The sequence below is a fragment of the Streptomyces sp. NBC_01433 genome (assembly GCF_026340105.1).
Classification (GTDB): Bacteria; Actinomycetota; Actinomycetes; order Streptomycetales; family Streptomycetaceae; genus Streptomyces.
This window is the reverse complement of record NZ_JAPEPM010000002.1, coordinates 105,944-128,578: the sequence shown is the minus strand read 5'-3', so window position 1 is coordinate 128,578 and position 22,635 is coordinate 105,944. Positions and strand designations below refer to the sequence as shown.

The 22,635-nt window shown below is 69.9% G+C and carries 20 protein-coding genes; 10 read left to right on the top strand and 10 right to left on the bottom strand.

The genetic code is table 11. From position 1 onward, the window contains the following. Window positions 1–71: 71 nt before the first annotated feature. From OG413_RS28240 to OG413_RS28230, 3 genes are all read left to right on the top strand, one after another. Window positions 72–785, top strand: coding sequence for a substrate-binding domain-containing protein (locus tag OG413_RS28240; RefSeq protein WP_266810599.1), 714 nt, complete (start codon window positions 72–74; stop codon window positions 783–785). Between the two features lie 75 nt (window positions 786–860). Then, entirely contained in the window at window positions 861–2,210 is a 1,350-nt protein-coding gene (locus OG413_RS28235) for a TRAP transporter large permease subunit (RefSeq protein WP_266810598.1), read from the top strand. 11 nt (window positions 2,211–2,221) lie between these two features. Continuing rightward, window positions 2,222–2,461 (top strand): hypothetical protein, encoded by a 240-nt coding sequence (locus OG413_RS28230; RefSeq protein WP_266810597.1) that lies wholly within the window; start codon window positions 2,222–2,224, stop codon window positions 2,459–2,461. Between the two features lie 919 nt (window positions 2,462–3,380). On the opposite strand, the gene OG413_RS28225 is transcribed toward OG413_RS28230, so the two are convergent. Together OG413_RS28225 and OG413_RS28220 are read right to left on the bottom strand one after the other, a co-directional pair. Then, window positions 3,381–3,596, bottom strand: coding sequence for a hypothetical protein (locus tag OG413_RS28225; protein WP_266810596.1), 216 nt, complete (start codon window positions 3,594–3,596; stop codon window positions 3,381–3,383). A 220-nt stretch (window positions 3,597–3,816) separates the two neighbouring features. Beyond that, a complete protein-coding gene (locus OG413_RS28220; RefSeq protein WP_266810595.1) occupies window positions 3,817–4,872 on the bottom strand; it encodes an RICIN domain-containing protein in 1,056 nt (351 codons plus the stop codon). 368 nt (window positions 4,873–5,240) lie between these two features. On the opposite strand from OG413_RS28220, the gene OG413_RS28215 reads away from it, so the two are divergent. Further along, entirely contained in the window at window positions 5,241–6,041 is an 801-nt protein-coding gene (locus OG413_RS28215) for an aminoglycoside phosphotransferase (RefSeq protein WP_266810594.1), read from the top strand. Between the two features lie 263 nt (window positions 6,042–6,304). On the opposite strand, the gene OG413_RS28210 is transcribed toward OG413_RS28215, so the two are convergent. Continuing rightward, window positions 6,305–7,699, bottom strand: coding sequence for a hypothetical protein (locus OG413_RS28210; RefSeq protein ID WP_266810593.1), 1,395 nt, complete (start codon window positions 7,697–7,699; stop codon window positions 6,305–6,307). Window positions 7,700–7,890: 191 nt separating this feature from the next. Here OG413_RS28210 and OG413_RS28205 point away from each other — a divergent pair, with 191 nt between their 5' ends. Continuing rightward, on the top strand, window positions 7,891–9,201 hold the full coding sequence (locus OG413_RS28205; protein WP_266810592.1) for a molybdopterin-dependent oxidoreductase: 1,311 nt from the start codon (window positions 7,891–7,893) through the stop codon (window positions 9,199–9,201). A 325-nt stretch (window positions 9,202–9,526) separates the two neighbouring features. Here the strand turns inward: OG413_RS28205 and OG413_RS28200 are convergent, their stop codons facing one another. The 3 genes from OG413_RS28200 to OG413_RS28190 are packed head-to-tail and all read right to left on the bottom strand — an operon-like array spanning window position 9,527 to window position 11,711. Further along, the gene (locus OG413_RS28200) at window positions 9,527–10,336 is read right to left on the bottom strand and encodes a bifunctional 2-polyprenyl-6-hydroxyphenol methylase/3-demethylubiquinol 3-O-methyltransferase UbiG (RefSeq protein ID WP_266810591.1); all 810 of its coding nucleotides are present in this window, start codon (window positions 10,334–10,336) and stop codon (window positions 9,527–9,529) included. Then, complete coding sequence (locus OG413_RS28195) at window positions 10,333–11,010, bottom strand: DUF2064 domain-containing protein (RefSeq protein WP_266810590.1); 678 nt, start codon at window positions 11,008–11,010, stop codon at window positions 10,333–10,335. The genes OG413_RS28200 and OG413_RS28195 overlap by 4 nt, the downstream gene beginning before the upstream one ends. Further along, complete coding sequence (locus OG413_RS28190) at window positions 11,007–11,711, bottom strand: glycosyltransferase family 2 protein (RefSeq protein ID WP_266810589.1); 705 nt, start codon at window positions 11,709–11,711, stop codon at window positions 11,007–11,009. The genes OG413_RS28195 and OG413_RS28190 overlap by 4 nt, the downstream gene beginning before the upstream one ends. Before the next feature lie 274 nt (window positions 11,712–11,985). Between OG413_RS28190 and OG413_RS28185 the strand changes: the two genes are divergently transcribed. Both OG413_RS28185 and OG413_RS28180 read left to right on the top strand, forming a co-directional pair. Beyond that, window positions 11,986–12,762: a response regulator transcription factor gene (locus tag OG413_RS28185; RefSeq protein WP_266810588.1), complete on the top strand. Its 777-nt coding sequence runs from the start codon at window positions 11,986–11,988 to the stop codon at window positions 12,760–12,762. Beyond that, window positions 12,759–13,865, top strand: a complete 1,107-nt coding sequence (locus OG413_RS28180) for a sensor histidine kinase KdpD (RefSeq protein ID WP_266810587.1) — start codon at window positions 12,759–12,761, stop codon at window positions 13,863–13,865. The genes OG413_RS28185 and OG413_RS28180 overlap by 4 nt, the downstream gene beginning before the upstream one ends. A 3-nt stretch (window positions 13,866–13,868) precedes the next feature. On the opposite strand, the gene OG413_RS28175 is transcribed toward OG413_RS28180, so the two are convergent. The 3 genes from OG413_RS28175 to OG413_RS28165 form a co-directional block, all read right to left on the bottom strand. Then, entirely contained in the window at window positions 13,869–14,951 is a 1,083-nt protein-coding gene (locus OG413_RS28175) for an NAD(P)-dependent oxidoreductase (RefSeq protein WP_266810586.1), read from the bottom strand. 689 nt (window positions 14,952–15,640) lie between these two features. After that, window positions 15,641–16,564, bottom strand: a complete 924-nt coding sequence (locus tag OG413_RS28170) for an alpha/beta hydrolase (protein WP_266810585.1) — start codon at window positions 16,562–16,564, stop codon at window positions 15,641–15,643. 47 nt (window positions 16,565–16,611) lie between these two features. Then, complete coding sequence (locus OG413_RS28165; protein ID WP_266810584.1) at window positions 16,612–17,496, bottom strand: alcohol dehydrogenase catalytic domain-containing protein; 885 nt, start codon at window positions 17,494–17,496, stop codon at window positions 16,612–16,614. 231 nt (window positions 17,497–17,727) lie between these two features. Here OG413_RS28165 and OG413_RS28160 point away from each other — a divergent pair, with 231 nt between their 5' ends. Beyond that, entirely contained in the window at window positions 17,728–18,645 is a 918-nt protein-coding gene (locus OG413_RS28160; RefSeq protein WP_266810583.1) for a helix-turn-helix transcriptional regulator, read from the top strand. A gap of 603 nt (window positions 18,646–19,248) precedes the next feature. Here OG413_RS28160 and OG413_RS28155 read toward each other — a convergent pair. Then, complete coding sequence (locus OG413_RS28155; RefSeq protein ID WP_266810582.1) at window positions 19,249–19,422, bottom strand: Rv0909 family putative TA system antitoxin; 174 nt, start codon at window positions 19,420–19,422, stop codon at window positions 19,249–19,251. Window positions 19,423–19,836: 414 nt separating this feature from the next. On the opposite strand from OG413_RS28155, the gene OG413_RS28150 reads away from it, so the two are divergent. Both OG413_RS28150 and OG413_RS28145 read left to right on the top strand, forming a co-directional pair. Continuing rightward, window positions 19,837–20,442 carry a hypothetical protein gene (locus OG413_RS28150; RefSeq protein WP_266810581.1) on the top strand — a complete coding sequence of 202 codons (606 nt, stop codon included), beginning with the start codon at window positions 19,837–19,839 and terminating at the stop codon, window positions 20,440–20,442. A gap of 685 nt (window positions 20,443–21,127) precedes the next feature. Beyond that, on the top strand, window positions 21,128–22,504 hold the full coding sequence (locus OG413_RS28145; RefSeq protein ID WP_266810580.1) for a cytochrome P450: 1,377 nt from the start codon (window positions 21,128–21,130) through the stop codon (window positions 22,502–22,504). Window positions 22,505–22,635 lie beyond the last annotated feature (131 nt).

The window sequence follows — 22,635 nt, the reverse complement described above, 5'->3', positions numbered from 1 at the left end:
GGAACCCGAACGGACACCGCGGGACGTTCTCCCCGGAGCCTCCGTTCCCCCACCCTGGTGAAAGGACAAAGATGTCCGCGGAAATACCGCACACGGTGTCGCTCTTCAGCGCTCTGGCGGTGAAAAAAGCCCTCGACGACGTCATTCTCACGACGTTCACCGAGAAGACCGGAACCGCCGTCGACACCGTCTACGACCCGACGAACGTGCTGTTGCGGAGGATCGAGGAAGGCGCCCGGCCGGAGGTCATGGTCGGAGTGACCGGCGCGTTCCCGGCATTGTGCGAGGCGGGGGTGATCGACCGGCCATCGGTGCGGAGCATCGCCCGGGTCGGGGTCGGCCTGGCCGTGCCGCCCGGCGCCGAGCCGCCCGCCATCGACACGGTCGACGCACTGGTCGACGCGCTTCGCTCGGCCCGTTCGGTCGCTTACTCCCGCACCGGGGCCAGCGGGGTCCACTTCGCCGCGCTGCTGGAGCGGCTCGGCATAGCGGACGAGGTGAACGCCCGGGCCACCGTCGTGGAGAAGGGCTTCACCGCGCTGGCCGTCGTCGACGGCAGGGCCGATCTGGCCGTACAGCAGATGAGTGAACTGCTTTTCGTACCTGAGGCCCGGGTGGTGGGGCCACTCCCGGACGGGGCCCAGCACTTCACCGAACTCTCGGCGGCGCTGGGCACCGCGGCCACCGAACGGGCCGGGGCCCGGGCGCTGCACGCCTTCCTCACCGGGAAGGAGGCGGGGGATGCGTACCGGAAAGCCGGACTGGAAGTGCTGCCACTGGACTGAGCCGTACGCGGCTGAAGGCATACCCTCCCTCCCCTGTCCCGCACAACGGGGGCGCGCCCGAGGGGGGCGATGCCGGTGAACGCGATACTCGCGCTGGTCGCCTTCATCGGGACCATCATCGTGTGGAACGTAGGGGTCAAGCGCAATATCGGCGAAGCCATGGCCATCGGCTTCCTGGTCAGCGCCGCGTTCGCCGGCACGGACGCGCCGCGCGTCGCCTGGGAGAGCCTCCTGGAGGGGCTGAAGTCGGAAATCACCTTCGCCGCCCTGGCCTTCGTCGTCGTCAGCGAACTGCTGACGAGAACGGGGCTCGTGCAACGGATGATCGACATCCTCAGCTCGATGCTCGGTCGCCGCGAGGGCGGCTCCGCCTACGCCGCGACGGTCTCGGCCGGTCTCTTCGGCGCCGTCGCGCACAACGGCGCGGCGATCGTGGCCACCATCGGGTCCATCACCATTCCCTGGATGAAGCGCTCCAGGGCAAGCGGTGAGACCGCGGCATTGATCCTCGCCGGAAACGCGGGCGTCGGTGCCACCTTCCCGTTCAGCGGTGCCTTCTTCATCCTGCTGGCGGCGCCGACCGTACTGCCGGTCCTCAAGGCGGAGGACGTGGTCGGCACGATCTTCGTTGTGGGCGCCTGGATGGTCGCGCTGCGGCTGGCCATCGCCTACGTCATCGTCAAACGGCGGGGCGTGGGCGCGATGGCGCCGGAGGACGTCCATCCGCTGCGTCGGTCCTTCGCGGCCGGCTGGACCTCGCTGATCGTCCTGGCCGCCATCGCGGTGCCGATCGTGCTGACGGCGTCGCCGACCAGCGATCTCATCGGCGACCGGCTGGGGGGATTGGACGTCTCCGACGCCGTGCCGCTGCTGGTCTGGCTGCCGGTGGTGATGCTGCTCGCGGGGCTGGTGGTCGAGCGGAGCTCGCTGCCGCGCGGCAGCGGGGAATGGCGGACCCTGCTGTCGGAGATCAGCCCCAAACTCGGGCTGATCGGCGTCACGATGATCTCGGCCTTCGCCGCCTCCAATGTGCTGAGCACCCTGGGGATCGGCGAACAGCTTGCCCCCTATCTGGAGCGCCTGGAGGGCGTGCCGCAGATCGTCGCGGCGCTTGTCGTCGGACTGATCGTGGTGATCGTCGCGGGCCCCCTCAACACGACCTCCACGCTCGCGGCCGTCGGGCCCGTCGCCTTCGCCGCACTGACGGCGGCCGATATTCCGCCGTACATCGCCTTCGCCGCCATCATCGTGTGGGCCTCGTCCGAGGGCTGCTCGCCACCGGGCGCCGCACCGTTGTACGTGGCCGCGGGCATCGCCTCCATCAATCCGGTGCGGATCTTCGTCCCGGTGACGCTCTACTACCTCGTGCCCTCCTACGTCATGGGCGTACTGATGGTGCTGGGCGCGATATGGATTCCCGGATGAGGAGTACGAAGATGTACACGATCTGCCTGAACGCCTCCCGTGTTCTCGTCGTGCTTTTCCTGATCGGCGGAATCACGGTGGTCCTGGGCCAGACGGTGGCCATCGCCGTCGGCTCCGCCGGGTTGATGACGAGCTTCGGCACCGACGTCGCCGAGGTCGTCTGTGTCCTGGCCGGTCTGGCGGGCATCTTCGCCTTCCTGCTGCTCTACACGGCGGAGGGGAAGGCGAAGGCGGGGGAGTGGGAGGAGTGATGCGGCACGGTGTGCCCGCTGTCCGACCGGAAGGGCGGGGCGGGCCGACAAGCCTGCGGCGTCCTGGTAGGTGACCGACAGGAACGCCGCCCACCCCTTCCCGTGGACCGCCTTGGTCGCCTGCCCTGTCGCCACCGCGCAGCTCGACGGATCGACGGTGATCGCGTCGGGTGGCTCACTGCCCTCGGACCGGAGACCAACGCGGTCCCGTCCAGTCGGCTGACCTCGTCCGGAGCGAGAGCAGGTCAGCCTGCACCGTTCCGGTGGCCACCTGCAGGACGAGGGTCGTTGAGTGGCGCGGCCAGACCCGCCATCCGAGGCCGGCCAACCCGAAACAGAGCACGATGACGAGGCAGAACAGCCACCGCCGCTTCGCCCGGGTCGCAAGGAGTGACGGGCGGGAGAGTGCCGCACGGCCCTGAGGAGACACCCGTGCTGACGGAATGTCCGGCGTGCTGCTCGGGCCCGGCCGGCCGTGAGTGGCGGTGGCAGCGGCGGCGCCGCCACTGCCCAGGTCCGCAGCCCCGGGCGGCTGGCGGTCTCTGAGTCATCGTTCATGTTCGGCTCCATGTGCGGGAACGTCAGTGGGACAGTGCGACGTGTGGTCTGTGGACAGTGCCGTCGAGGGCGCCTCCGGCGCGGTGCAGTGGGGCCGGCTCAGCCGGTCTGAGGCCGTCCGGACATCTCTTCCCGACCTCACAACTGCGTTTCCGTAGTGCGCAGTTCGCCGTTCTCGCCGCCACGCAAGGGCAGTGTGACTTCGTTCGCGTGACCGATCCGGTGGTCCGGGTTTCGAAGTGGGCGTGGGCAAAGGGGATGCGGCGCCTGCGGTGTGCCGTCCGGGGCGGCGCCACGCATGCCAGGCTGCTAACGACACGGGTCTGGTGCCGTGCGGGGCGACCGGTTTGAGGGCGGGCTTTCAGGTGGTCGGATGGGAGCCGGTGCCGACGCCTCCGTGGGTGGTCACCTCGCCGATGGCGAGCGTCACCAGGTCGGGACGGGAGTCGGCGACCGGCGCCGCGGCGAAGGCCGTTCCGGCGGGTGAGCTGTCCCGGTGGACCTTCGCGCCGACGAGTCCGTTGCCCTGGTCGTCGATGATGCGGTGGGCGTTGGGCAGGCCGACCAGGTTGCCCACGATGTCGCGGCCGACCGCGGTGAGGGTGCAGGTGCAGTAGCTCCGGTAGTCCTCCGGGCTCGGATTGCGCGGATCGTGCGCTCATTTCCTGTGAGAGTCGCGGGGCGGGCGTGGTGTCGGTCACGGCTCCGCCCGGATGCCGGGATCGGTGGACCGCTTCGCGCCGGGCCGCCCTTGTGTCGCCCCGTCGATCGTGAGGGCGGCACAAGGACGGGCGGGCTCAGGCGCAGGAGGTGAAGACCGGGTCGGTGTTCGCGATGTAGTAGGTCGCACCGCCGGCGGGGGAGTCGTCGAGGGGGACGGTGACGGTGTCATCGGCGGTCCAGGGCAGTCCGCGCGCGTCGAACGTCCAGGTGCCGGTCACCGTCGTGGCCAGCACGGACAGGGTCACCCAGCCGTACTGTGCGGCGGGGACGGGCACCGCGACCTGATTGTTGACGCTCTCCGAGCCGCTCCAGACATGGGACAACTGGTTTTCGAGCGTCGCGCTGACCTTCAACGCCAGGTTGGGGAGGTCGCCGGTGGTGAAGCCGGCCGACATCTTGGTCGAGACGGTGTTCTGCCAGCCGGCGGTCTTGGTCACCGCGAAGGTATGGGTGATGGGTCCGCTGGTGTTGTTGAGCCAGACCGACGACGCGCAGACCGTCGGCAGAGGAGCTGCAGGGGTTTCACTCCGCGCCGCCCAGGAGCAGGTGGACGTGTCCTTCTGGCACTGTTTGGCGGCGTACTCCACCGCCAGTTTCCGTGCTTCGGGCACGGTGGACCACTGCTGGTTGGTCCGGCCGTGGCAGCTGGACTGTCCCGTCCAGGCGTCGTCGTACTGGGCATCGGCGATGAGGTCGAGACACGCGTTGTTGTCCTCGTTGCGGATCATGAACGCGTTGGAGGCTCCCCGCAGCGGCTGGAAGTACCACTGCTGGCTCTCCTGGCCCTTGCAGGTCTGCTGGCGCAGGGCGGGCCAGCCGATGTCGATGCACTTGCCTGTCGTGTTGTTCACGATGCTGAAGGAGGAGTCGGACGAATCGACGTTCAGACGCCAGGACTGGTGATGCCCGGGTGCTGTGTTGGTGACGATGACAGCCCCGTCGGCGAGTGAGCCGTTCTGCACGTCGAGCACGCGGCCATTGCTGAGGGAGGTGAAGTCCAGGCACTGGAGCGGGGATCCGCAGTTCCCCGCGGCGCGGGCCCCGGCCGTTTCGGCCTGGGCCTCGGCCGTCTGGGGCGGGGACGCCGCGATGCCCAGGGCGATACAGAAGGTCACCAGGGCGGCGATCACGCGCAGACAGGGAGACGATCGCCTCAGGACTGAGTGGTAGGAGGAAGGAGAGCGCCCCCACGCGGAAGCGAACGCTGCCTTCAGGCGCGGAATGTGGTCCACGAGGGCCTGAACTGAGCCGCTCTGGCTGCTGTTCGCCGACGCGGGCTCCCCAGCCGGGGGCCACGCCCGTCAGGGCGCGGACGCGGCCGGGGCGAAATGCGCCTTCTGGTGCGGTCACCGACTGCGCCACTACCCTGAGCGCCGTGATCACAGCCGAGAAGAGGCCGCCGTCGGGACCGACCACTCCCACACCCCCCGGCCGGCCGCCCGGGCCCACCACACCTGACAAGAACCCGCCGATGCCACCCCGGCATCCCTGAGCCGGCATGCCTCTCGACCGCTGCCCCTGGGACCAGCTGCCCGACACGGTGCACCAGACCGTCGCCCGGCACGTGGGCGGCACATACAGCGCCGCCGACACCGTGGGGGGCGGGAACTCCGCCGTGGCCGTCGTGCTCACCACCGCCACCGGCTCCGTGTTCGTCAAGGGGATACGGGCCGACGACGGGCAGGCCGACGAACTCGCCCTCGAACACCGGGTCAACTCGTACCTGCCCGACCTCTGTCCGCGCGTCCTCTGGCAAACGGAAACAGCCGGGTGGGTGCTGCTGGCCTTCGACGCCGTCACCGGAGAGCACGCCGACTACGCCCCGGGCTCCGCGGACCTTGAGGCCGTCATCACCACGCTCACCGCACTCTCCGGCACCCCCGCCCCGCCCGTGGCACTGCTGAACGCCTGGGACCGCTGGGGCTACTACTGCGCCGACGACGACAAACCCCTGTTCGATGGCGACTCTCTGCTGCACACCGACCTCGCCGCCACCAACATCCTCATGAACGACGGCCGCGCACACGTCGTCGACTGGTCCTGGGCCGCCCGGGGACCCGCCTGGATCGACCCGGCACTGTGGGGCATCCGCCTCATCTCCGACGGCGGCCACACCCCTGCCGAGGCCACCCGTCGGGCCCGGGAGGTGCCCGCCTTCCATATGGCCAACCCCAGGGCCGTCGCCGCGCTCAGCCGCGCCGAGGCCGACCGCTGGGCCGCCCTCGATGCCGAGGGCACTCCCGGCATCGAGGGCGTCACCCGGGGAGCACGCCAATGGGCCGACCACTGGGCGCGGTAGTTCTGCGACTAGAGCCGATTGGTCTCCACACCGCGCTTGAGAGGTCACTTGACTGAGTAACCCTCGGAGTCGCGGCAAGGCCGTGCCTCCCACTGCGATGTCCTGCTTTACGCGGGGGCCGCGTCTTTGCCCGGCGTCTCGGTCGGGGGGTGCATCGTGTCTCATTTTTGGGTGTCAAGAAGTTCCACACCGAGTACGGCACTGGATCTGATACTGATCCGGCATACACGTGTGGACGAGCCGCATGCGGGCCGACACGGCTCCTACCATCCGGTCCAGAGGAGGTGGTTGACCGCTAGGGCCACGGCTGCCTGGGCGGCCAGCCAGCCACGTCGGCGCCATGCGGGCAGGAGTGCGGTAGCGGGGAGCAACCAGAGGATGAAGGGCTGCCAGATCCGTTCTGTCTCTGCCTTGCTCATCCCGGACAGGTCGGCGATCAGCAGCGCGAGGAGCGCCGCAGATACGAACAGGATCAGTTTCTGCGGCGCATTCGCTGTCCCGGTTCGCAGGGTTCGTACGGCTGGTGGGGCGCCCGCGACGACCCGGCGCAGGCCGGCGAGGGTGGCCGGTCCGACGGCGATCGCGGTGCAGGCGAGGTTGGCCCAGACCCAGTAGGAGTACGGCCGGAGTCCTCCCGCCCCCTGGTAGTAGCGTTCGACGAGCAGGTGGTAGGCGTCCCACCAGTTGAAGCCCGCCAGGGTGAAGGCGACCGGCACCACCAGGGCCCCCAGCGCGAAGACGGGGATCGGCCGGACGGTGCGGGCGAGTACGAGGACGGCGAGAAGCGGCAGGGCGATGAGTGTCAGGCCGTAGCTGAGGTAGCAGACCAGGCCGAACAGGAGGCCGGCGCTCAGCGCGGCTGTTGAGGGGTTGCGGACCGTGCGGGTCGCGGCCAGGGCCAGCAGAGTGATGGACCAGGCGGCGACGGCGGTGAAGTAGCCGTCGGCCGAGGTGCCGGCCCAGATCGCGACCGGTGCGAGGGCAAGGAACGGTGCGGCGCGGCGGGCTGTGCGCTCGTCGGCCAGGGTGCGGACAGCGATCAGCGCCGCTACCGCCGCACTGGCTCCGATCACGATGCACCAGATCCCGGCCCAGGCACCGCCGCCGAGGCCGATGCGGTCCAGCAGCACGAAGGTGAGGGTGGCGCCCGGCGGGTGTCCGGCGACGTGCGCGGGCCAGTTGCCCGGTGGTCCGATCAGGATGTGCTCGTTGAAGCCGCGCAGAGCGGCGCCGATGTCGTCGAAGCGGCCGATGACCCTCAGGTACTCGTTCTTGGTGGTGAGCCGTCCGGCGATCCCGCGTCCCCAGCCGTCGATCAGCGCGAGCGAGAGGATCCAGGCGAGGGACGCGGCGTACACGCTGAGGAGCAGCGTCCGCCAGCGGAGCCGGTCGGCGAGCACGGGGCCGTAGGCGACCACAGCCACGGCCACGGCGGGCGCGGCCGCCGTGCCGGGGCCGACGTGCGGATACCAGGTTGCCAACAGCGGTGGCCAGTGCACGTACAGGGTGTGGTCGGCACGCTCGATGGCCCAGCCCACCAGCGCGGCGACGGCGACCAGTATGACGCCCGCGCCGACGGCTGCCAGATCGCGGCGGTGCCCGGAGCTGTGCGGGGGCATCGGTTCGGTGATGTGTTCGGTGCGCTCCTCGGTCTTCACGCAGGCACCGTACGCACGACGGGGCGCCGTGGTGGGGTTGCGGCGGGCGCGTCATCGAACCGTCAGATTTCAGACCACCTGCAAGGGGGACAGGCCGGGGTGCCGGGCTTGTGCGTCCCGAGGGGTGACGTCACCGTTTCGTCAGGAGTCGCAACCCTCCCACTCCAGTACTCCAGGCATAGCGTCGGGGCATGGGCGACAGCCGTCGGAAAAGTCCGACCCTTCCCGCTTCCCTTTCCCGCTACTTCTCCGGACGTGCCACGACGATCCTCGACCGCCTGCCATCGGCACCGGGGTTCTGGCGAAGCCCGGTGCGTGGTGTGCGGTTCACCGCCGTGCTCGGACTCGTCCTGCTCGTCGGGATCACTCTGCTCTTCGTGACCGGCCTCTTGTCGTACGCCGCTTACAACCCGGACCTGAACCCGGTCAATGACAAGACGCCGGGCAAAGGACTGCTCGGCTTCTACCTCTTCGCCTGGCCGACCGGTCCGCACTGGCTGTACCGGCTGACTCAGGGTGTCCACGTCACCCTCGGCATCGTGCTCGTCCCCGTCCTGCTGGCGAAGCTCTGGTCGGTGGTGCCGAAGCTCTTCGCGCTGCCGCCCGCTCGGTCCCTCGGGCATGCGCTGGAGAGGCTCTCGCTGCTGCTCCTGGTGGGCGGGGCGCTGTTCGAGTTCATCACCGGGTTGCTCAACATCCAGCTGGAGTACCTCTTCCCCGGGTCGTTCTACCCGCTGCATTTCTACGGGGCGTGGGTGTTCTTCGCCGCGTTCCTCGCACATGTGGGTCTGCGGGCGCCTCAGGCCGTACGGGTCCTGAGATCGGGCGGGCTGAGCGGGACCGTTCAGGGTGACCCGCTGGAGACCCCCGCACCGGCCGCGCCCACGCTGTCCCGCCGCGGGGCGCTTGCCATGGTGGGTGCCGGTTCGCTGGTCCTGCTGATCACCTCGGCCGGTCGGAGCTTCGACGGGCCGTTGCGGCGTCTCGCGGTGCTCACCCCGCACGGCGGTGCCGAGCCCGGTTCCGGTCCCAACGGCTTCCAGATCAACAAGACCGCCGCCTCGGTCGGTGTGACCGCCGCCGAAACCGGGGAGGGCTGGTGGCTCACGGTCAGCGGGCCGGACGGGGACCTGCGGTTCACCCGGGAACAACTGCTGGCCATGGATCAGTACAGCGCGGCGCTGCCGATCGCGTGCGTCGAGGGCTGGTCGACCTCGGACCAGTGGTGGCGTGGTGTACGGCTGAGCGATCTCGCGGCGCTCGCCGGATACCCGGACCATCCGCCCGGGGTGCTGGTGGAGTCGGTTCAGCGCAGCGGGCCGTTCCGCCGGGCGGCGCTGCGCGACAACCAGGTGCGCGACCCGCGTTCGCTGCTGGCGATGCAGGTCAACGGCGAGGACCTGTCACCCGACCATGGATACCCGGCACGCATCATCGTCCCGGCCGCCCCCGGTGTACTCAACACCAAATGGGTGTCCCGGCTGACCTTCGGAGAGTTGTGAGCAGAGTGGACCCGCGCACCGTCATTCGGCGTTGGTACGGGGAGGGCCCGTTGCACCTCCTCCTGATGGTCGCTTCTTTCGCCCTGGCGGGCTACGCGGGTGTGCGGCTTCTGGCAGGAGACACCTTCGGTGTGATCCTGTGGTTCGTCGGAGCGGCCCTCGTGCACGACCTGGTGCTGGTTCCGGTGTACGCGTCGGTGGACCGGCTGCTCTGCCGGTCGATCGGCCGGCGTTCCGGTCTGGTCAACTTTGTCCGGGTGCCGGGATTCCTCTCCGTACTGCTGCTGCTCGTGTGGTTTCCGCTGATCACTCGGCAGGCGGACCATTACGAGCCGGCGAGCGGACTGTCACCTGATGTGTTCCTCGGGAACTGGCTGCTGGTCACTGCCGCACTGTTCACGGTGTCGGGGCTCTGGCTGGTGGTCAGGATGACCCGGCTGCGTCGCAGGGACACGAACGGGCGGCCGTCCGACTCCCACTGATCCACCGGATGCCATCCGAGAGGCTGCGCGTATCGGAGCAGTGCCGGAGTGCCGAGCCGCGCCCAGGAGAACTGCGGCGCCGATGCCGTCCCGGAGTGAGCGGTCCTCCCATCGTCCAGCCGCACTTCTGACCGCTCGTCGATGTCCTGGGGCGCGGTCTCGGCGATGAGCAGCCCGCCGGGGGCGACCAGGGCGGCTGTGCGGTGGAGGAGATGATGCGGGTCGCCGCCGATGCCGACGTTGCCGTCGATGAGAAGGACGGTGCCCCACCGTCCTTCGCCCGGGAGCGGTTCGAAGACGGAGCGGTGCAGCGCGGAACCGCCGAGCCGCAGCGTGCGGGCGACCGCCGCCTCGCTGACGTCGATGCCGAGCGCGCGGTGGCCGCGGGCCGTCAGCGCGGCGACCAGCCGCCCCGGGCCGCAGCCGATGTCCAGGACGGGGCCCTCGCAGCGGCGCAGTGCCGACAGGTCCGTGGCGTCGGCGTCGGCGCACCAGCGCTCGATGTCCAGCGGTAGAAGCCAGCCGTCCGTACGGCGGAGGAACAGCGGACCGCGCTCCTTGCGCAGGGCATTGGCGTACGGGTCGGTGGTCCACGAGATGGCGTCCCTGAGCGCCGGGCCGGTCAGCCCGGGTTCCGAAATCGTGCGGCTCATCGGATCGCCGCCCCAGTCAGCCGGGCCAGAGCGGCGGCGAACAGCCCGTGCGGCGCGATAGCGGCGACGTGCGCGGCGTCGGCCGCCGTGTCCACGTCCCGCAGCAGGGGAAGATCACGAACCGTCAGTCCGGCATCGGTCAGCCGACGCCGCTGTACGGCACCGGTCTCGGGCACGGACATAGGCACACCGCGCAGGAGTTCGGGATCCGGTTCGGCCAGGCCCAGCGCCCAGAATCCGCCGTCCTCCGCAGGGCCGAACCAGGCGTCGCAGCCATCCCACGCGAGGGGGGAGAGCGCAGGGGCCAGATCGGCCGCAGTGATCTGTGGGGTGTCCATGCCGATCAGGAGCGTCGGCCCCGAGAAGGCGCCGAACGCGGCGGCGAGCCGTTCGTCGAGACCTCCTGTGCCCTGCTCCATCACCTCGATACCGGGCGGCAGCCACGGTCCGGGCGCCCCGTCCAGGACGACCACGCGCCGCGCGGCGGGCAGCGCGCGAACGGTACGCAAGGTGTCGCCGAGCGCCGCCTCGGCCAGTCGCGCGGCCTCGCCGGGTGAGAAGGACGGAGTGAGCCGAGTCTTGACCCGGCCGGGAAGCGGCTCCTTGGCGATGACCAAGAGGGTCGTCGTCCCGGTCGAGGCCGGGCGGGCAACGCCGCGCTCGGGTGGCTTCATCGCGAGGCCCCCGCCCGGACCGGCGGCCCACTCAGCACGGCCCGCATGTCGCGTACCGCGTGCCAGGTGCCCAGCCACGTGCCGGTGACCTTCGACTTTCCCGTTCGCGCGAGGTAGGGGACGTCCGTCTCGGTGACTCGCAGGCCCGCGTCGGCCGCGCGCACCACCATCTGCAGTGGGTATCCACTGCGCCGATCGGTGAGATCCAGCGCCAGCAGATCGGCTCGTCGCGCGGCTCGCATCGGCCCGAGGTCATGCAGTCGCAGCCCCGTGCGGCGGCGCAGTATCCGGGCCAACGCCGCATTTCCCGCCCGCGCGTGCAGCGGCCAGGCGCCACGCTCCTCGGGGCGACGACGGCCGAGCAGCAAGTCGCTCTCACCGTCGGCGATCCGGCGGACGAAGCCGGGCAACAGCCCGGGATCCAGGGAGCCGTCACAGTCGCAGAAGCAGACGAACTCTGCCTCGGAGGCGAGAAGCCCGGCCTGGCAGGCCGAGCCGAAGCCGCGCCGCGGTTCATGCACCACGGTCGCACCGAGGGAGCGGGCCAGATCCGCCGAACCGTCGGTGGAGCCGTTGTCCACGACAATCGCACGCCAGCCACGAGGTACCGAGGCCAGCACCCCGGGCAGTGCGGCGGCTTCGTCCAGACAGGGCAGGACGATGTCGGCACGGAGGTCGGAAAAATCGGAGGAAGAAATCACGGGGCTCACCCTACGGAGCGAAAACCGACATTTCGGGTTCCGTATTCTTACGAAATATGGACGCCGCCAGACTGCGGCGCGGGACTGCCAGCGGTGCGCCGCTGCGGGTGCCAAGGTGGGTGACATGCAGACGACCCCGGACGCTCCGCACCCCTGCCCTGCCGACGGGGCGCCTCCGGCTCACCCTGAAATGCCGACCCGCCCGGTGCGTGGAGGCGACCGCACGGGCCTCAGTGCCCTGCCGTCCGGGAAGCCTCCGGCACAGGAGAGGGAGATGCCGGAGCCCGGGACGAACCCCGGTGCCCCCGCACGCGGCCACGTACTCGTCGTGGACGACGACCCCACTGTCGCGGAGGTGGTCACCCAATACCTGACCAGGGCCGGATACGACGTAGCACGAGCAGCGGACGGCCCGGCCGCGCTCGAACTGCACGCCGCGCGCCCACCTGACCTGGCCGTCCTGGACCTGATGCTGCCCGGGATGGACGGACTTGAGGTGTGCCGCCGCATGCGGGCGCACGGACCGGTGCCGGTCATCATGCTGACCGCGCGCGGCGACGAGGACGATCGCATCCTCGGTCTGGAGACAGGAGCGGACGACTACGTCACCAAGCCCTTCAGCCCCCGCGAACTCGTCCTGCGCGTCAACTCCGTGCTGCGCCGCGCCAAGGCGGACGCAACACTGCCCCGCCGCTCGGCAACGCTCGAAGGCGCAGGGCTCGTCCTCGACCCCGCGGCCAGACGCGCGACGCGGGAGGGCCGTGTACTGGCCCTCACCCTGAGGGAGTTCGACCTGCTCGCCTTTCTCCTGCACCATCCTGGACGGGTGTTCACCCGGGAGGAGCTGATGCGCGAGGTCTGGGGCTGGGACTTCGGCGACCTCTCGACGGTGACCGTCCATGTCCGCCGTCTGCGCGGAAAGGTGGAGGCCGACCCGGCCCGCCCGAACCTGATCCGCACGGTCTGGGGCGTCGGCTACCGCCTCGACCTTCCCACGGGCCCGGCGGCGGACGCCGCCACCATCGATTCCCGCTCCGGAACGCCGTCATGACCGACATCCTCCTCATCGCGCTCCTCGCCTTCCTGGGCGCTGCCGCGGCCGGACTGCTCGGCGCACTCGTGCTGCGGTTCTCCCGGCATCGTTCACTCGTCGTCTCGCTGACCGTCGTCGCCGCTGTGGCAGTGACCGCGATGCTCGCCGGAACACTGGCCGTCGCCCGGGCGATGTTCCTGTCACCGCACGACCTGACGGTCGTCACGACCGTCGTCGCCATGGCCGCCGTCGTCTCGCTCGTCACCGCGATGCTGCTCGGCCGCTGGGTGGCGGCGAGAAGCCGCGACCTGACCCTCGCCGCACGCTCCTTCGGCGACGGCGGCACCTTCGCCGCCCCCGGAGCCCCGGCCACCGCCGAACTCGACGCCCTCACCCGCGAACTGGCCTCCACCAGTGCCAAGCTCGACAGTTCACGAGAGCGGGAGCGCGCCCTGGAGACCTCGCGGCGCGAGCTCGTCGCCTGGATCTCGCACGACCTGCGCACCCCGCTCGCCGGTCTGCGCGCCATGGCCGAGGCGCTGGAGGACGGCATGGCCGTCGACTCGCGGCGCTACCTGGGGCAGATACGCACGGAAGTGGAGCGGATGAACGACATGGTCGGCGACCTCTTCGAACTCTCCCGCATCCACGCCGGCTCGCTCACCCTGAGCCCCACCCGGATCTCCGTCTACGACCTGGTGGGGGACGCGCTCGCCGGTGCGGACCCGTTGGCCCGCGAGCTCGGTGTGCGGCTGGTCGGCGACCGGATCCAGGCCGTTCCCGTCGAGGTGGACGCCAAGGAGATGAGCCGGGTCCTGGGCAATCTCCTGATCAACGCGATCCGCCGAACCCCTGCCGACGGCACCGTAGCGGTGGCCGCGCACCGATCGGAGGGCGGTGTGATCCTGTCGGTCACCGACGGCTGCGGTGGGATCCCGGAGGAGGATCTGCCCAGAGTCTTCGACACCGGCTGGCGCGGCAGCCATGCCCGCACGCCCCCGGCCGGCGCGGGCCTCGGGCTTGCCATCGTGCGAGGGATCGTCGAGGCGCACGCCGGCCGGGCAGAGGTCCGCAACGTCACCGGCGGCTGCTGCTTCGAGGTGACCCTGCCGTCGGCGTGAGTCTCAGGCGGGCAGTCCCTCGGTTGCCTCCCGCTGCGGTGCCGCGGCGAACTCCACCATCCCCTCGGCGAAGCCCACCCCCGGTTTCCAGCCCAGTTCCTCGCGCAGTCGCCGTGAGTCCGCCGTGACGTGGCGTACGTCCCCGAGCCGGTATTCACCGGTGACCACAGGCGCGGGGCCCCCGTGGGCGTCAGCCAGGGCGGCGGCCATCTCGCCGATGGTGTGCGGCTGTCCACTCCCGGTGTTGTACGTGGCGAAGCTGCCCGGACCGCGTCCCGCGACCGCATCCAGCGCCACGGCGTTCGCGGAGGCCACGTCCCGTACGTGGATGAAGTCCCGCCGCTGGCGGCCGTCCTCGAAAACGCGGGGCGACTCGCCCCGGGCCAGGGCCGAACGGAAGAAGGAGGCGACACCGGCGTACGGGGTGTCGCGCGGCATCCCGGGCCCGTACACGTTGTGGTAGCGCAGCGACACCGCGCTGCCACCCGTCGCCCGCGCCCAGGCCGCGGCAAGATGTTCCTGGGCGAGCTTGGTCGCCGCGTACACGTTGCGCGGGTCGGCCGGCGCGTCCTCCGCGACCAGCCCCGGCACCAGCTCGGCACCGCAGTCCGGACAGCACGGTTCGAACCGGCCCGCTGCCAGGTCGGCCTCCGCCCGTGGACCCGGCCGGACCCCGCCATGACGGGGGCAGGAGTAGCGTCCCTCCCCGTAGACCACCATCGATCCGGCGAGCACCAGACTCCGCATCCCGGCAGCGGCCATCGCGGCAAGCAGTACAGCCGTTCCCAGGTCGTTGCACCCCACGTACTGCGGGGCATCGGCGAAGTCCTTGCCCAGGCCGACCATCGCCGCCTGATGGCAGACCACATCGATGCCCAACAAGGCGCGGTCCACGGCCTCGCGGTCACGTACGTCCGCGATGATCATCTGCTCGCCGCCCTCAACGGCGGCCTGCCGGACCGCACTGCCGCCGTGCGCCGAGGGCAACAGAGCGTCGAGCACCACCGCCTCGTGCCCGGCACAAGTGAGAGCCCGGACGATTTCCGACCCGATGAACCCGGCTCCGCCGGTAACCAATACGCGCATACGCCCACGTTAGGCCGCCCGGAGCTGAGTCGAACGCCTCCGAGGCGGCATGTCACGAGACCGTAAGTGATTGCTTTCCATGTCAGTGATGGCAGAGGAGGACATGGAGCGGCAGGAACGTGAGCAGTGGCCGGGAGCCTGCGGAAAGACACGAGTTGTTTTCCCGTGTCCGGCCGGTTCGCGCAAGGAAGAGTTCGCTGATGTCGCCACAGAAGAATCCCGTCGGCACGCGTGTCGGCTGACACCTGATCCGAGTGTGCGCGGTGGGGTTCCCCCCAACGATCACTGCTCTGGTGCCTCCGGTTGCCGCCCGCGTAAGTGCCTGCGGCGAGCTCATGGCCGTACGGATCGGCAGGGAGCTCGCCGCAGAGGGAGAGACCGGTGGGGGAGCGGTCGAGGGGAGACCCGCACCCGCCTGGACACCGACCTGGTCGTGGAGGTCCTTGCCGGGGCGGGGCCGCCCCGGCACCTCACCGTTGCCCGGAGCCGATGACGAGCACCGTGGTGCGTTCTTCAGGGTCACCCACCACGCGGGGAAGGCGGGGCGCCTCTCCCGCGCGAGCCCAGCCCGTTTGATTCGGCCATCGAACGCGCGGCGGTGAGGGCTTCGAGATGGTGACCGGCGCCGGAGTTCCGGCGTCGGCCGGGGAATCCGCGCGGACTGGTCGCAGGGCCGGCCAGTCAGTTGGTCAGAGGTGCTTGTTGTAGAAGGGGATCAGGGCGGCGAGGGCTTGTTCGGTTGCTTCGGGCTTCCAGTACATGTCGTAGTGGGACTGGCCGGGCACGACGAGGATGTCCTTTTCCTCTGAGCGTGCCCGGTTGAAGAGCTCGAACCCGTCGCGATAGGCGCCGAACTCGCCCGCGATGCCGCCGACCACGATCTGGAGCGGCTGCGTGAGCAGTTGCTCGGCCAGGTGGTAGGCGTCCCAGCCGATGGCCGGACCCATGCGGGAGAACAGGGACTTGTTGACGCCGTTGGACTGCTGCCCCCGGTCGGTGCGGTAGTACTTGGTGGCCTCCAGGACGTCGAGGGCGGTGATGCCGAGTTCGGCGGCCTTTTCCGGGGAGTCGGGCAGGGCGACGTCGATGCGCGGTTCGGCGCCGCGAGCTTCGGCGGTGCGCTGTTTGGCGACGGCGTCGAGGGTGTTGATGGCCGCATCGGGGCTGAGGTCTCCTTCGCGCATCATGCGGCCGAAGTTGACGCCGGTGACCGTGCCCACGGCCTTGAAACGGCGTTCGGTCATCGCGGCGTTCACGGCGTAGCCGCCACCGCCGCAGATGCCGAGGACGCCGATGCGGTCCTCGTCGACGCAGTCGAGGGTGACGAGGTAGTCGGCGGCGCAGCGGAAGTCTTCCACGCGCAAGCCGGGGTCCTCGATCCAGCGGGGTTCGCCGCCGCTGGCGCCCTGGTGGGTGGCGTCGAAGGCGAGGACGACGTAGCCGGCTTCGGCGAGCTTGGCGCCGTAGACGTCGCCGGAGGTCTGTTCCTTGCAGCTGCCGATCGGGTGGGCGCTGACGATTGCCGCGTACCTCCGGTCCGGTTCGAAGCCGGGCGGGAGGTAGAGGTCGGCGGCGACATCCAGGCTCTTGTTCTTGAAGGTCACGGATTCCATGGAAAACACCTCGTCGTTGGGGGAAGGATGATCTGTGTGAGGGAAGGTCAGGGGATGAGGACGACGCGTCCTCGTAGTCCGGGCGCGGCGGCGCGGGCATAGGCGGTGGGAGCCTGGCCGAAGGTGTGCCGCCCGGCTGTACGCAGACGTATCTCGCCCTGGTCGACGTGCTGGGCCAGGGCGGTCAGGGTGCTCGCGTCGGGGTGGGCGTTGAGGAACCCGCTGTCGGAGCCGGGGAAGGTCTGCCCGACGGTGCTCAGGAAACGGCCGCCGGGACGGATCACGCGATGCCAGGCATCGTCGATGCGCGCGGTGGCGAGGACCTTGTCCACCCCCGGCGGACGGGCTGCCAGGACTTCGTCGATGGCGGCGTCCCCGCGGGCGGTGAAGTGTGCTCCGCGCCCGGTGACGAAAGCGGCGTCGGCGGGCGACGCGATACCCCGCACCTCGACGCCCCGGGCGGTGGCGAGGTCGATCGCGACCCCTCCGATCGCACCCGCCGCACCGATGACCAGCAACGATTCCCCAGCCTTGATGCCCAGCTGGGCCAGGACCTGCCAGGCCGTGGAGCCGTTGAGCGGCAACGTCGCGGCGTGCGCGGCATCGACCGCGCACGGCGCCCTGGCCGTCGCGGACGCATAGAGCACGACGTACTGTGCCTGGGTGCCGTGGCCGTTGGAGAACCAGTAGGTCCAGCCGATGACCACATCTCCCGGGCGAATATCGTCGACGCCCGCGCCGACAGCGTCCACGATGCCGGCCGCCTCCCAGCCCAGGGTCCGGTTCCACGGGCCGGACCGGGACGCGTCCACGTCGACGGGATTGATCCCCGACGCGGTGACCCGTACCAGGACCTGCCCGACATCAGGCTCAGGCCTGGCGACATCCACCACCGACACCGCTGTGACCGGGGAAGACGTCACTGCTTTCATGGCTTCTCCAAGGTCGGCGATTCCTCCGGGGTCACGCACACGGTCAGGGACTCGACCTGCCTGCGGGTCCGTCGCCGTGGAGAACCGCTGTTCGGTACCAGACCTCGGCGACTCCTTCATCCTCACCCTGCTCAGCGGTCCCGGCCAGGCCAGGCTTATTCCTGGTCACCCCGGTGCCGGGGCACAAACCTGCCCCCTCACACCCGCCCCCTACGAGGCACCATGGGAGGCATGAGCAGTACCAGTACCAGCCGCGGCAGGAACAACGACCTCGGTGAATTCCTCAAGGCCCGCAGAGCAGAGGTCACCCCCGAGCAGGCCGGCCTGCCCGCCGTCGGGCATCCCCGCCGGGTCAAGGGCCTGCGCCGTGAGGAGGTGGCACAGCTCGCCTCGCTCAGTGCCGAGTACTACACCCGCATCGAGCAGGGCCGGCTCCAGGGAGCGTCCGCCCCGGCTCTGGCCGCCATCGCCCGCGCCCTGCACCTGGACGCCGACCAGACCAGCTACCTCTACCAGCTCGCGAACAAGGCAGGCAGCGCCCGCCCCCGTAAGCACACACCGCAGCGTGTGGCCCCGCAGACCGGCCGACTGCTGGACAACCTCACCGACACTCCGGCCATGGTCCTGGGCCGGTATATGAGCGTTCTGGCCTGGAACCCGCTGGCCGCCGCGCTCTACACCGACTTCTCCGCCCTGCCCCCGGCCGAGCGGAACCTGATGCGGCTCACCTTCCTCGACCCAAGGGTCCGCGCCCTGTACGCCGACTGGGAGACCAGCGCCCGCCAGTGCGTGGCGTTCGTCCGCATGGAGGCGGCGCACGCCGCACAGGCTCGGGAGCTTCAGATCCTGGTCGGAGAGCTCTCCCTGCGGGATGAGGACTTCCGCCGCTGGTGGGCCTCACACGACGTCGCCCGCAAAACCATCGGCACCAAGCGCTACCACCACCCCGTCGTCGGCGACCTCACCCTCGACTGGCAGATCCTCACCTGCCCCCACGATCCGGACCAAGCCGTCATGCTCATGACCGCCCCGCCCGGCACCTCCTCCCACCAGGGGCTACGTCTCTTGGCCTCCTGGGCGGCCACCCCGGCAGACCCGGCGACGCTGCCACGGAAGACCGAAGCCGAGAGCACCGGAGATCCGGATTGACGCTCGAACCCGGCGGTGCCGCGTTTCGCCCAGCCAGCCAGCCGATTCTCATCCCGTTGAGCTGGTCATTGGCTGTCGCGGATGCTGCGGCCGGCTGCTCCGCGGTCAGGCCTGCGCGGGGCGCGGTGTTGGAGAGCCACACCCTCAGCCGGCCGGACCGGTATCCCGTCCAGCAGCTCCTCGTTCCAGGACCGGGGGAGGGCGGCGCCCGGCCACCATATGGTGCTCCCCGCGCGACGCGCGGGAGCCCCCGCCGGACACAGTGGTATCAACCTCAGCCGCCCACCGGCGGTGTACTTCCACCGCTCCAACTCAACGGAGTGTCGCGAGCTCGCCCGCGCCCCGGTCCCCGGAGCCGCCGTGCCCGACCCGCCCGTCCCCTGCAAGGCACGCACGCCTCGTGAACGTCACCGGCCTGGACGGTGTCCCGCGTCCGGCCGTCGTACAGGACCGCTCCGAGCACGGTCTCTACCGTCACTGAGGTCAGGGACTCGTTCGCACCTCGCAAGGGGCGGGAGGACGGCCACCGGCATCAGGCCCCAGTCCCGCAGGTCGGCGCTCCGGAAGGCAAGAGCGGCCGCCACCCGAACCGGGGCCGTGTGGCTACTTGTTGGGATCGTCGTCGATACCCAGCGGCTGCTCCGTCTGCTGCTGCGCCTTGTCGATCTGGTCGGCGTACTTGTTGCCGGTCTTCTCGTTGGCCTCCTGCTCAAGGTTGTCGGAGATGTCCTTCCCCTTGGCCTTGGCCTGGTCCCTGAACTTGTCGAAGATCCCCATGTGCCGCTCCTTGCTGTTGAGAGGCCGCGGAGCAAGCGTAGTGATGCCCGCGTGCCCGTCACCGCCCCGACCGTTCGAAGCCTGTTCAACGACGCTGGGCCGCACCCGCATCGCCCCGGAGCCCGAACTCACCCCTCAGGGCATCCGATGTCACCCGTCGGAGTCCACATGCCGGCCTGACCCGCTACCAGGTCCTGGACCTCCTCCAGGACCTGCTGAAGGGCTGGACCGGCACCTGCACCACCTGCAACCGCCCCCTGTCCCGCAACAGACCCAGACCCAGACCCACCACCTGACAAAGCCCTACTGGGGCCTGTCCGGCGGATCATGGCGTGGGCGAGATCCCCCACCTGGACTGTGGAGCCAGTCCACCAGGCCGGCGACGTGATCCACCGGACGCCTTAGGGTGAACGTGTGGACGTATCTGAGGTGTTGGGGGAGCAGGATGCGCTGCGAGCCGAAGCGGAGGGCGTATATCGGGAGCTCCGGCTGGACAAGCTGCTGGCCGATGTCGGCACTCCGACCGTCGTCGGGAGCGCGGCGCTGGGCCTGATGGTCCGTCGGGACCTGGATCTGGACGTGGTGTGCGAGCGTCTGGACGATGCGGCCGTGGCGGCCGTCGCCGCGGTCGGTGCTCGGCTCGCAACCCACCCGCACGTCCGCGTTGTGACCTTCCGCAATGACTGCGGAGCGTGGAACCGGGAGCCGGACGCCTACCCCGACGGCCTGTACCTCGGTGTGGAGTGCGTATCGTCCGAGGCCACCTGGAACATCGACATCTGGTTCCTCGACAAGCCCGAACGCCAGCCCTCGACCACCCACCTGACCACCCTGCGCCCACGTCTGACGGACGAGAGTCGCGCGGCCATCATCGAGATCAAGCGTACTTGGGCCGACCGCCCCGAGTACGGCACGACTGTCAAGAGCTTCGATGTCTACCGCGCGGTCCTCGATGACGGTGTCCGCGATCCCGCACGGTTTGAGAGCTGGGTCAGGCAATGGAAGAAGCCGCAGCCCTGAGCCCGGATCCACCGGGCAATGAGAGCGGCTATTGGGTGGGGCATAGAGAAACAGGTGCCCTCTGACCTGCGATGGTGGGGCTTCCTGCGGCTCCATCAGGCACCAGTTGAAAGAACACCTGCGAGATGCAGTCTTCCCATGCTCCTATGGCGGTCTTGTACGCGTTCGATGACCTGCCCCTGGTCACGTAGGGCGGGCTGGAATCGTTGGTCCACCTGGCCGAGCGGCGTGGACTGTCGGCCCGGGCCGGCGAGCGGCTGCGCCTTCCGGCCACCGCCTGCAGGACATGACCTTCCCTGCTGCGAAGGTCATGTCGTTGGGTCGCGGGGATGGCGGCGGCTGCGGACAGCAGCGCAGGACTGGACCGGTTACGGAACGGTGCGATGGACCGCCTCTTCGGGGGCGTTGCGAGCCCCTCGGCTCCAAGGACAGCCCGGCAGGCGCCGCGGCGTGAGCCGTGCGGTTCAGGATCACCCCCGCAAGGTGCTGTTGCCGCAGGGCAGCGAGATGGTCAGGACGGACAGAGCCTGGAGAAGGCTCCGGTACACCGGGGGCGAGGCGCCCGCTGAAGTGCCCCGCGCCCCGCCCGCGCACCAACCATCCCCATACGCGCCTGGGCCGGCCCCCGGGCTCCGGCGAGACTGCAAGGAGTCGCCGGCACCGGCCGGCCGGAGTCAGGGTGGTCATGGCACACGTTCCGACATTCGCGGACGCGGCAGGCGGATTCCCGGTCCTGGGGCACGCCGTAGGGCTGGTGCGGGACCCCTTGCGGTTCTTCACCTCGCTGCCCGGCCAGGCGGACCTCGTACGCATCAGAGCCGGCACCTGGCACGGATACGTGGTCTGCCACCCCGACCTCATGTCGAAGGTGCTGCTCGACGACCGCACGTTCGACAAGGGAGGCCCACTCTTCGACAAGGCCCAGGACTTCCTGGGCAACGGGCTGATTACCTGCCCGCACCGGGATCACCGTCGGCAACGCCGCCTCGTCCAGCCGGCCTTCCGCCGCGACCGGCTGCGCGGATACGGGGCCGCGATGAGCGCCCACATCCACTCGGTCACCGAGTCCTGGGAGGACGGCCAAACCATCGTCCCGAGCGCCGAGATGTACGACGTATCCATCGGCATCGGGGCCGATGCTCTCTTCGCCGTCAAGATGGGCACGTCCGCGGTCACCGATCTGCGCCGTTCCATCGGCATCCTGCTCGCCCAGGGATTCCGGCAGATCATCACCCCAGGGTCCCTGGTACGGATGCCCACCCCAGGTAATCGCCGCTACGCCCGGGCGAACGCCCGGCTGAGGGGGATCGTCCAAGGCATCATCGACGACTACCGGCACCAGGGCGTCGACCACGGGGACGTCCTGTCCATCCTCCTGAGGACAGGAGGAGAGGACGAGGCCGGGATTCTGACGGACGACGAGATCTACGACCAGGTCGTCAGCATCCTGGTGGCCGGCGTCGAGACAACCGCTGCCGCCACCGCGTGGGCATGCCTGCTGCTCGCCCGGCACCCGGACCTCCAGGACCGGGTGCACGCCGAGGCCCGAACGGTACTGGGCGGGCGCGCGGCTGACCGGGCGGACCTGCCCGGCCTGAAGCTGACCGGCCGCTTCATCACCGAGGTTCTGCGCCTCTACCCGCCCGCCTGGGCCCTTACGAGGACCGTTACCCGGGACACCGACCTCGCCGGTCACCGTGTTCCCGCCGGTGCCTCCCTGATCTACAGTCCCTACCTGCTCCACCATCGCGAGGATCTGTTCCCCAGCCCCGACCGGTTCGACCCGGACCGCTGGCTCGGCGACGACGCCCCCCAACGCCCGCGTACCGACTATGTGCCTTTCGGCGCGGGAGCGCGAAAGTGCGTCGGGAACGACTTTGCCTGGAGCGAGTCGGTTCTCGCACTGGCCACCGTCGCCGACCGCTGGCTACTGTCCGATCCCGCCCCTACGGTGCCGCTCCGGCCCGTGGTGCGCATGACCCTCACCCCGCCTCCGGCACCCCTTCGTGTCCACCGCCGCCCGGCTCCCGAACCGGATGCCGAGGACCAGCCGCCCGAGTAGGAGAAGGCCAGTCGGCCCGCGGACACTGTCCCGCCGGCCGACGCCGACCGACAAAGGCCTGTGCGCCGTGCTGGAGCGGTAGTTCGTGCCTGCGGACAACCGTCGCCTCCGGGTGCCGACAGCGTCCCGGA

Excerpts from the sequence above, each read along its gene's own strand:
- OG413_RS28160 (WP_266810583.1), top strand. The coding sequence starts at position 17,728 with ATGAGCAGTACCAGTACCAGCCGCGGCAGGAACAACGACCTCGGTGAA.
- OG413_RS28170 (WP_266810585.1), bottom strand. The coding sequence starts at position 16,564 with ATGGAATCCGTGACCTTCAAGAACAAGAGCCTGGATGTCGCCGCCGAC.
- OG413_RS28165 (WP_266810584.1), bottom strand. The coding sequence starts at position 17,496 with ATGAAAGCAGTGACGTCTTCCCCGGTCACAGCGGTGTCGGTGGTGGAT.
- OG413_RS28215 (WP_266810594.1), top strand. The coding sequence starts at position 5,241 with ATGCCTCTCGACCGCTGCCCCTGGGACCAGCTGCCCGACACGGTGCAC.
- OG413_RS28240 (WP_266810599.1), top strand. The coding sequence starts at position 72 with ATGTCCGCGGAAATACCGCACACGGTGTCGCTCTTCAGCGCTCTGGCG.
- OG413_RS28200 (WP_266810591.1), bottom strand. The coding sequence starts at position 10,336 with ATGAGCCGCACGATTTCGGAACCCGGGCTGACCGGCCCGGCGCTCAGG.
- OG413_RS28185 (WP_266810588.1), top strand. The coding sequence starts at position 11,986 with ATGCCGGAGCCCGGGACGAACCCCGGTGCCCCCGCACGCGGCCACGTA.
- OG413_RS28205 (WP_266810592.1), top strand. The coding sequence starts at position 7,891 with ATGGGCGACAGCCGTCGGAAAAGTCCGACCCTTCCCGCTTCCCTTTCC.
- OG413_RS28230 (WP_266810597.1), top strand. The coding sequence starts at position 2,222 with ATGTACACGATCTGCCTGAACGCCTCCCGTGTTCTCGTCGTGCTTTTC.
- OG413_RS28145 (WP_266810580.1), top strand. The coding sequence starts at position 21,128 with ATGGCACACGTTCCGACATTCGCGGACGCGGCAGGCGGATTCCCGGTC.
- OG413_RS28195 (WP_266810590.1), bottom strand. The coding sequence starts at position 11,010 with ATGAAGCCACCCGAGCGCGGCGTTGCCCGCCCGGCCTCGACCGGGACG.
- OG413_RS28180 (WP_266810587.1), top strand. The coding sequence starts at position 12,759 with ATGACCGACATCCTCCTCATCGCGCTCCTCGCCTTCCTGGGCGCTGCC.
- OG413_RS28175 (WP_266810586.1), bottom strand. The coding sequence starts at position 14,951 with ATGCGCGTATTGGTTACCGGCGGAGCCGGGTTCATCGGGTCGGAAATC.
- OG413_RS28155 (WP_266810582.1), bottom strand. The coding sequence starts at position 19,422 with ATGGGGATCTTCGACAAGTTCAGGGACCAGGCCAAGGCCAAGGGGAAG.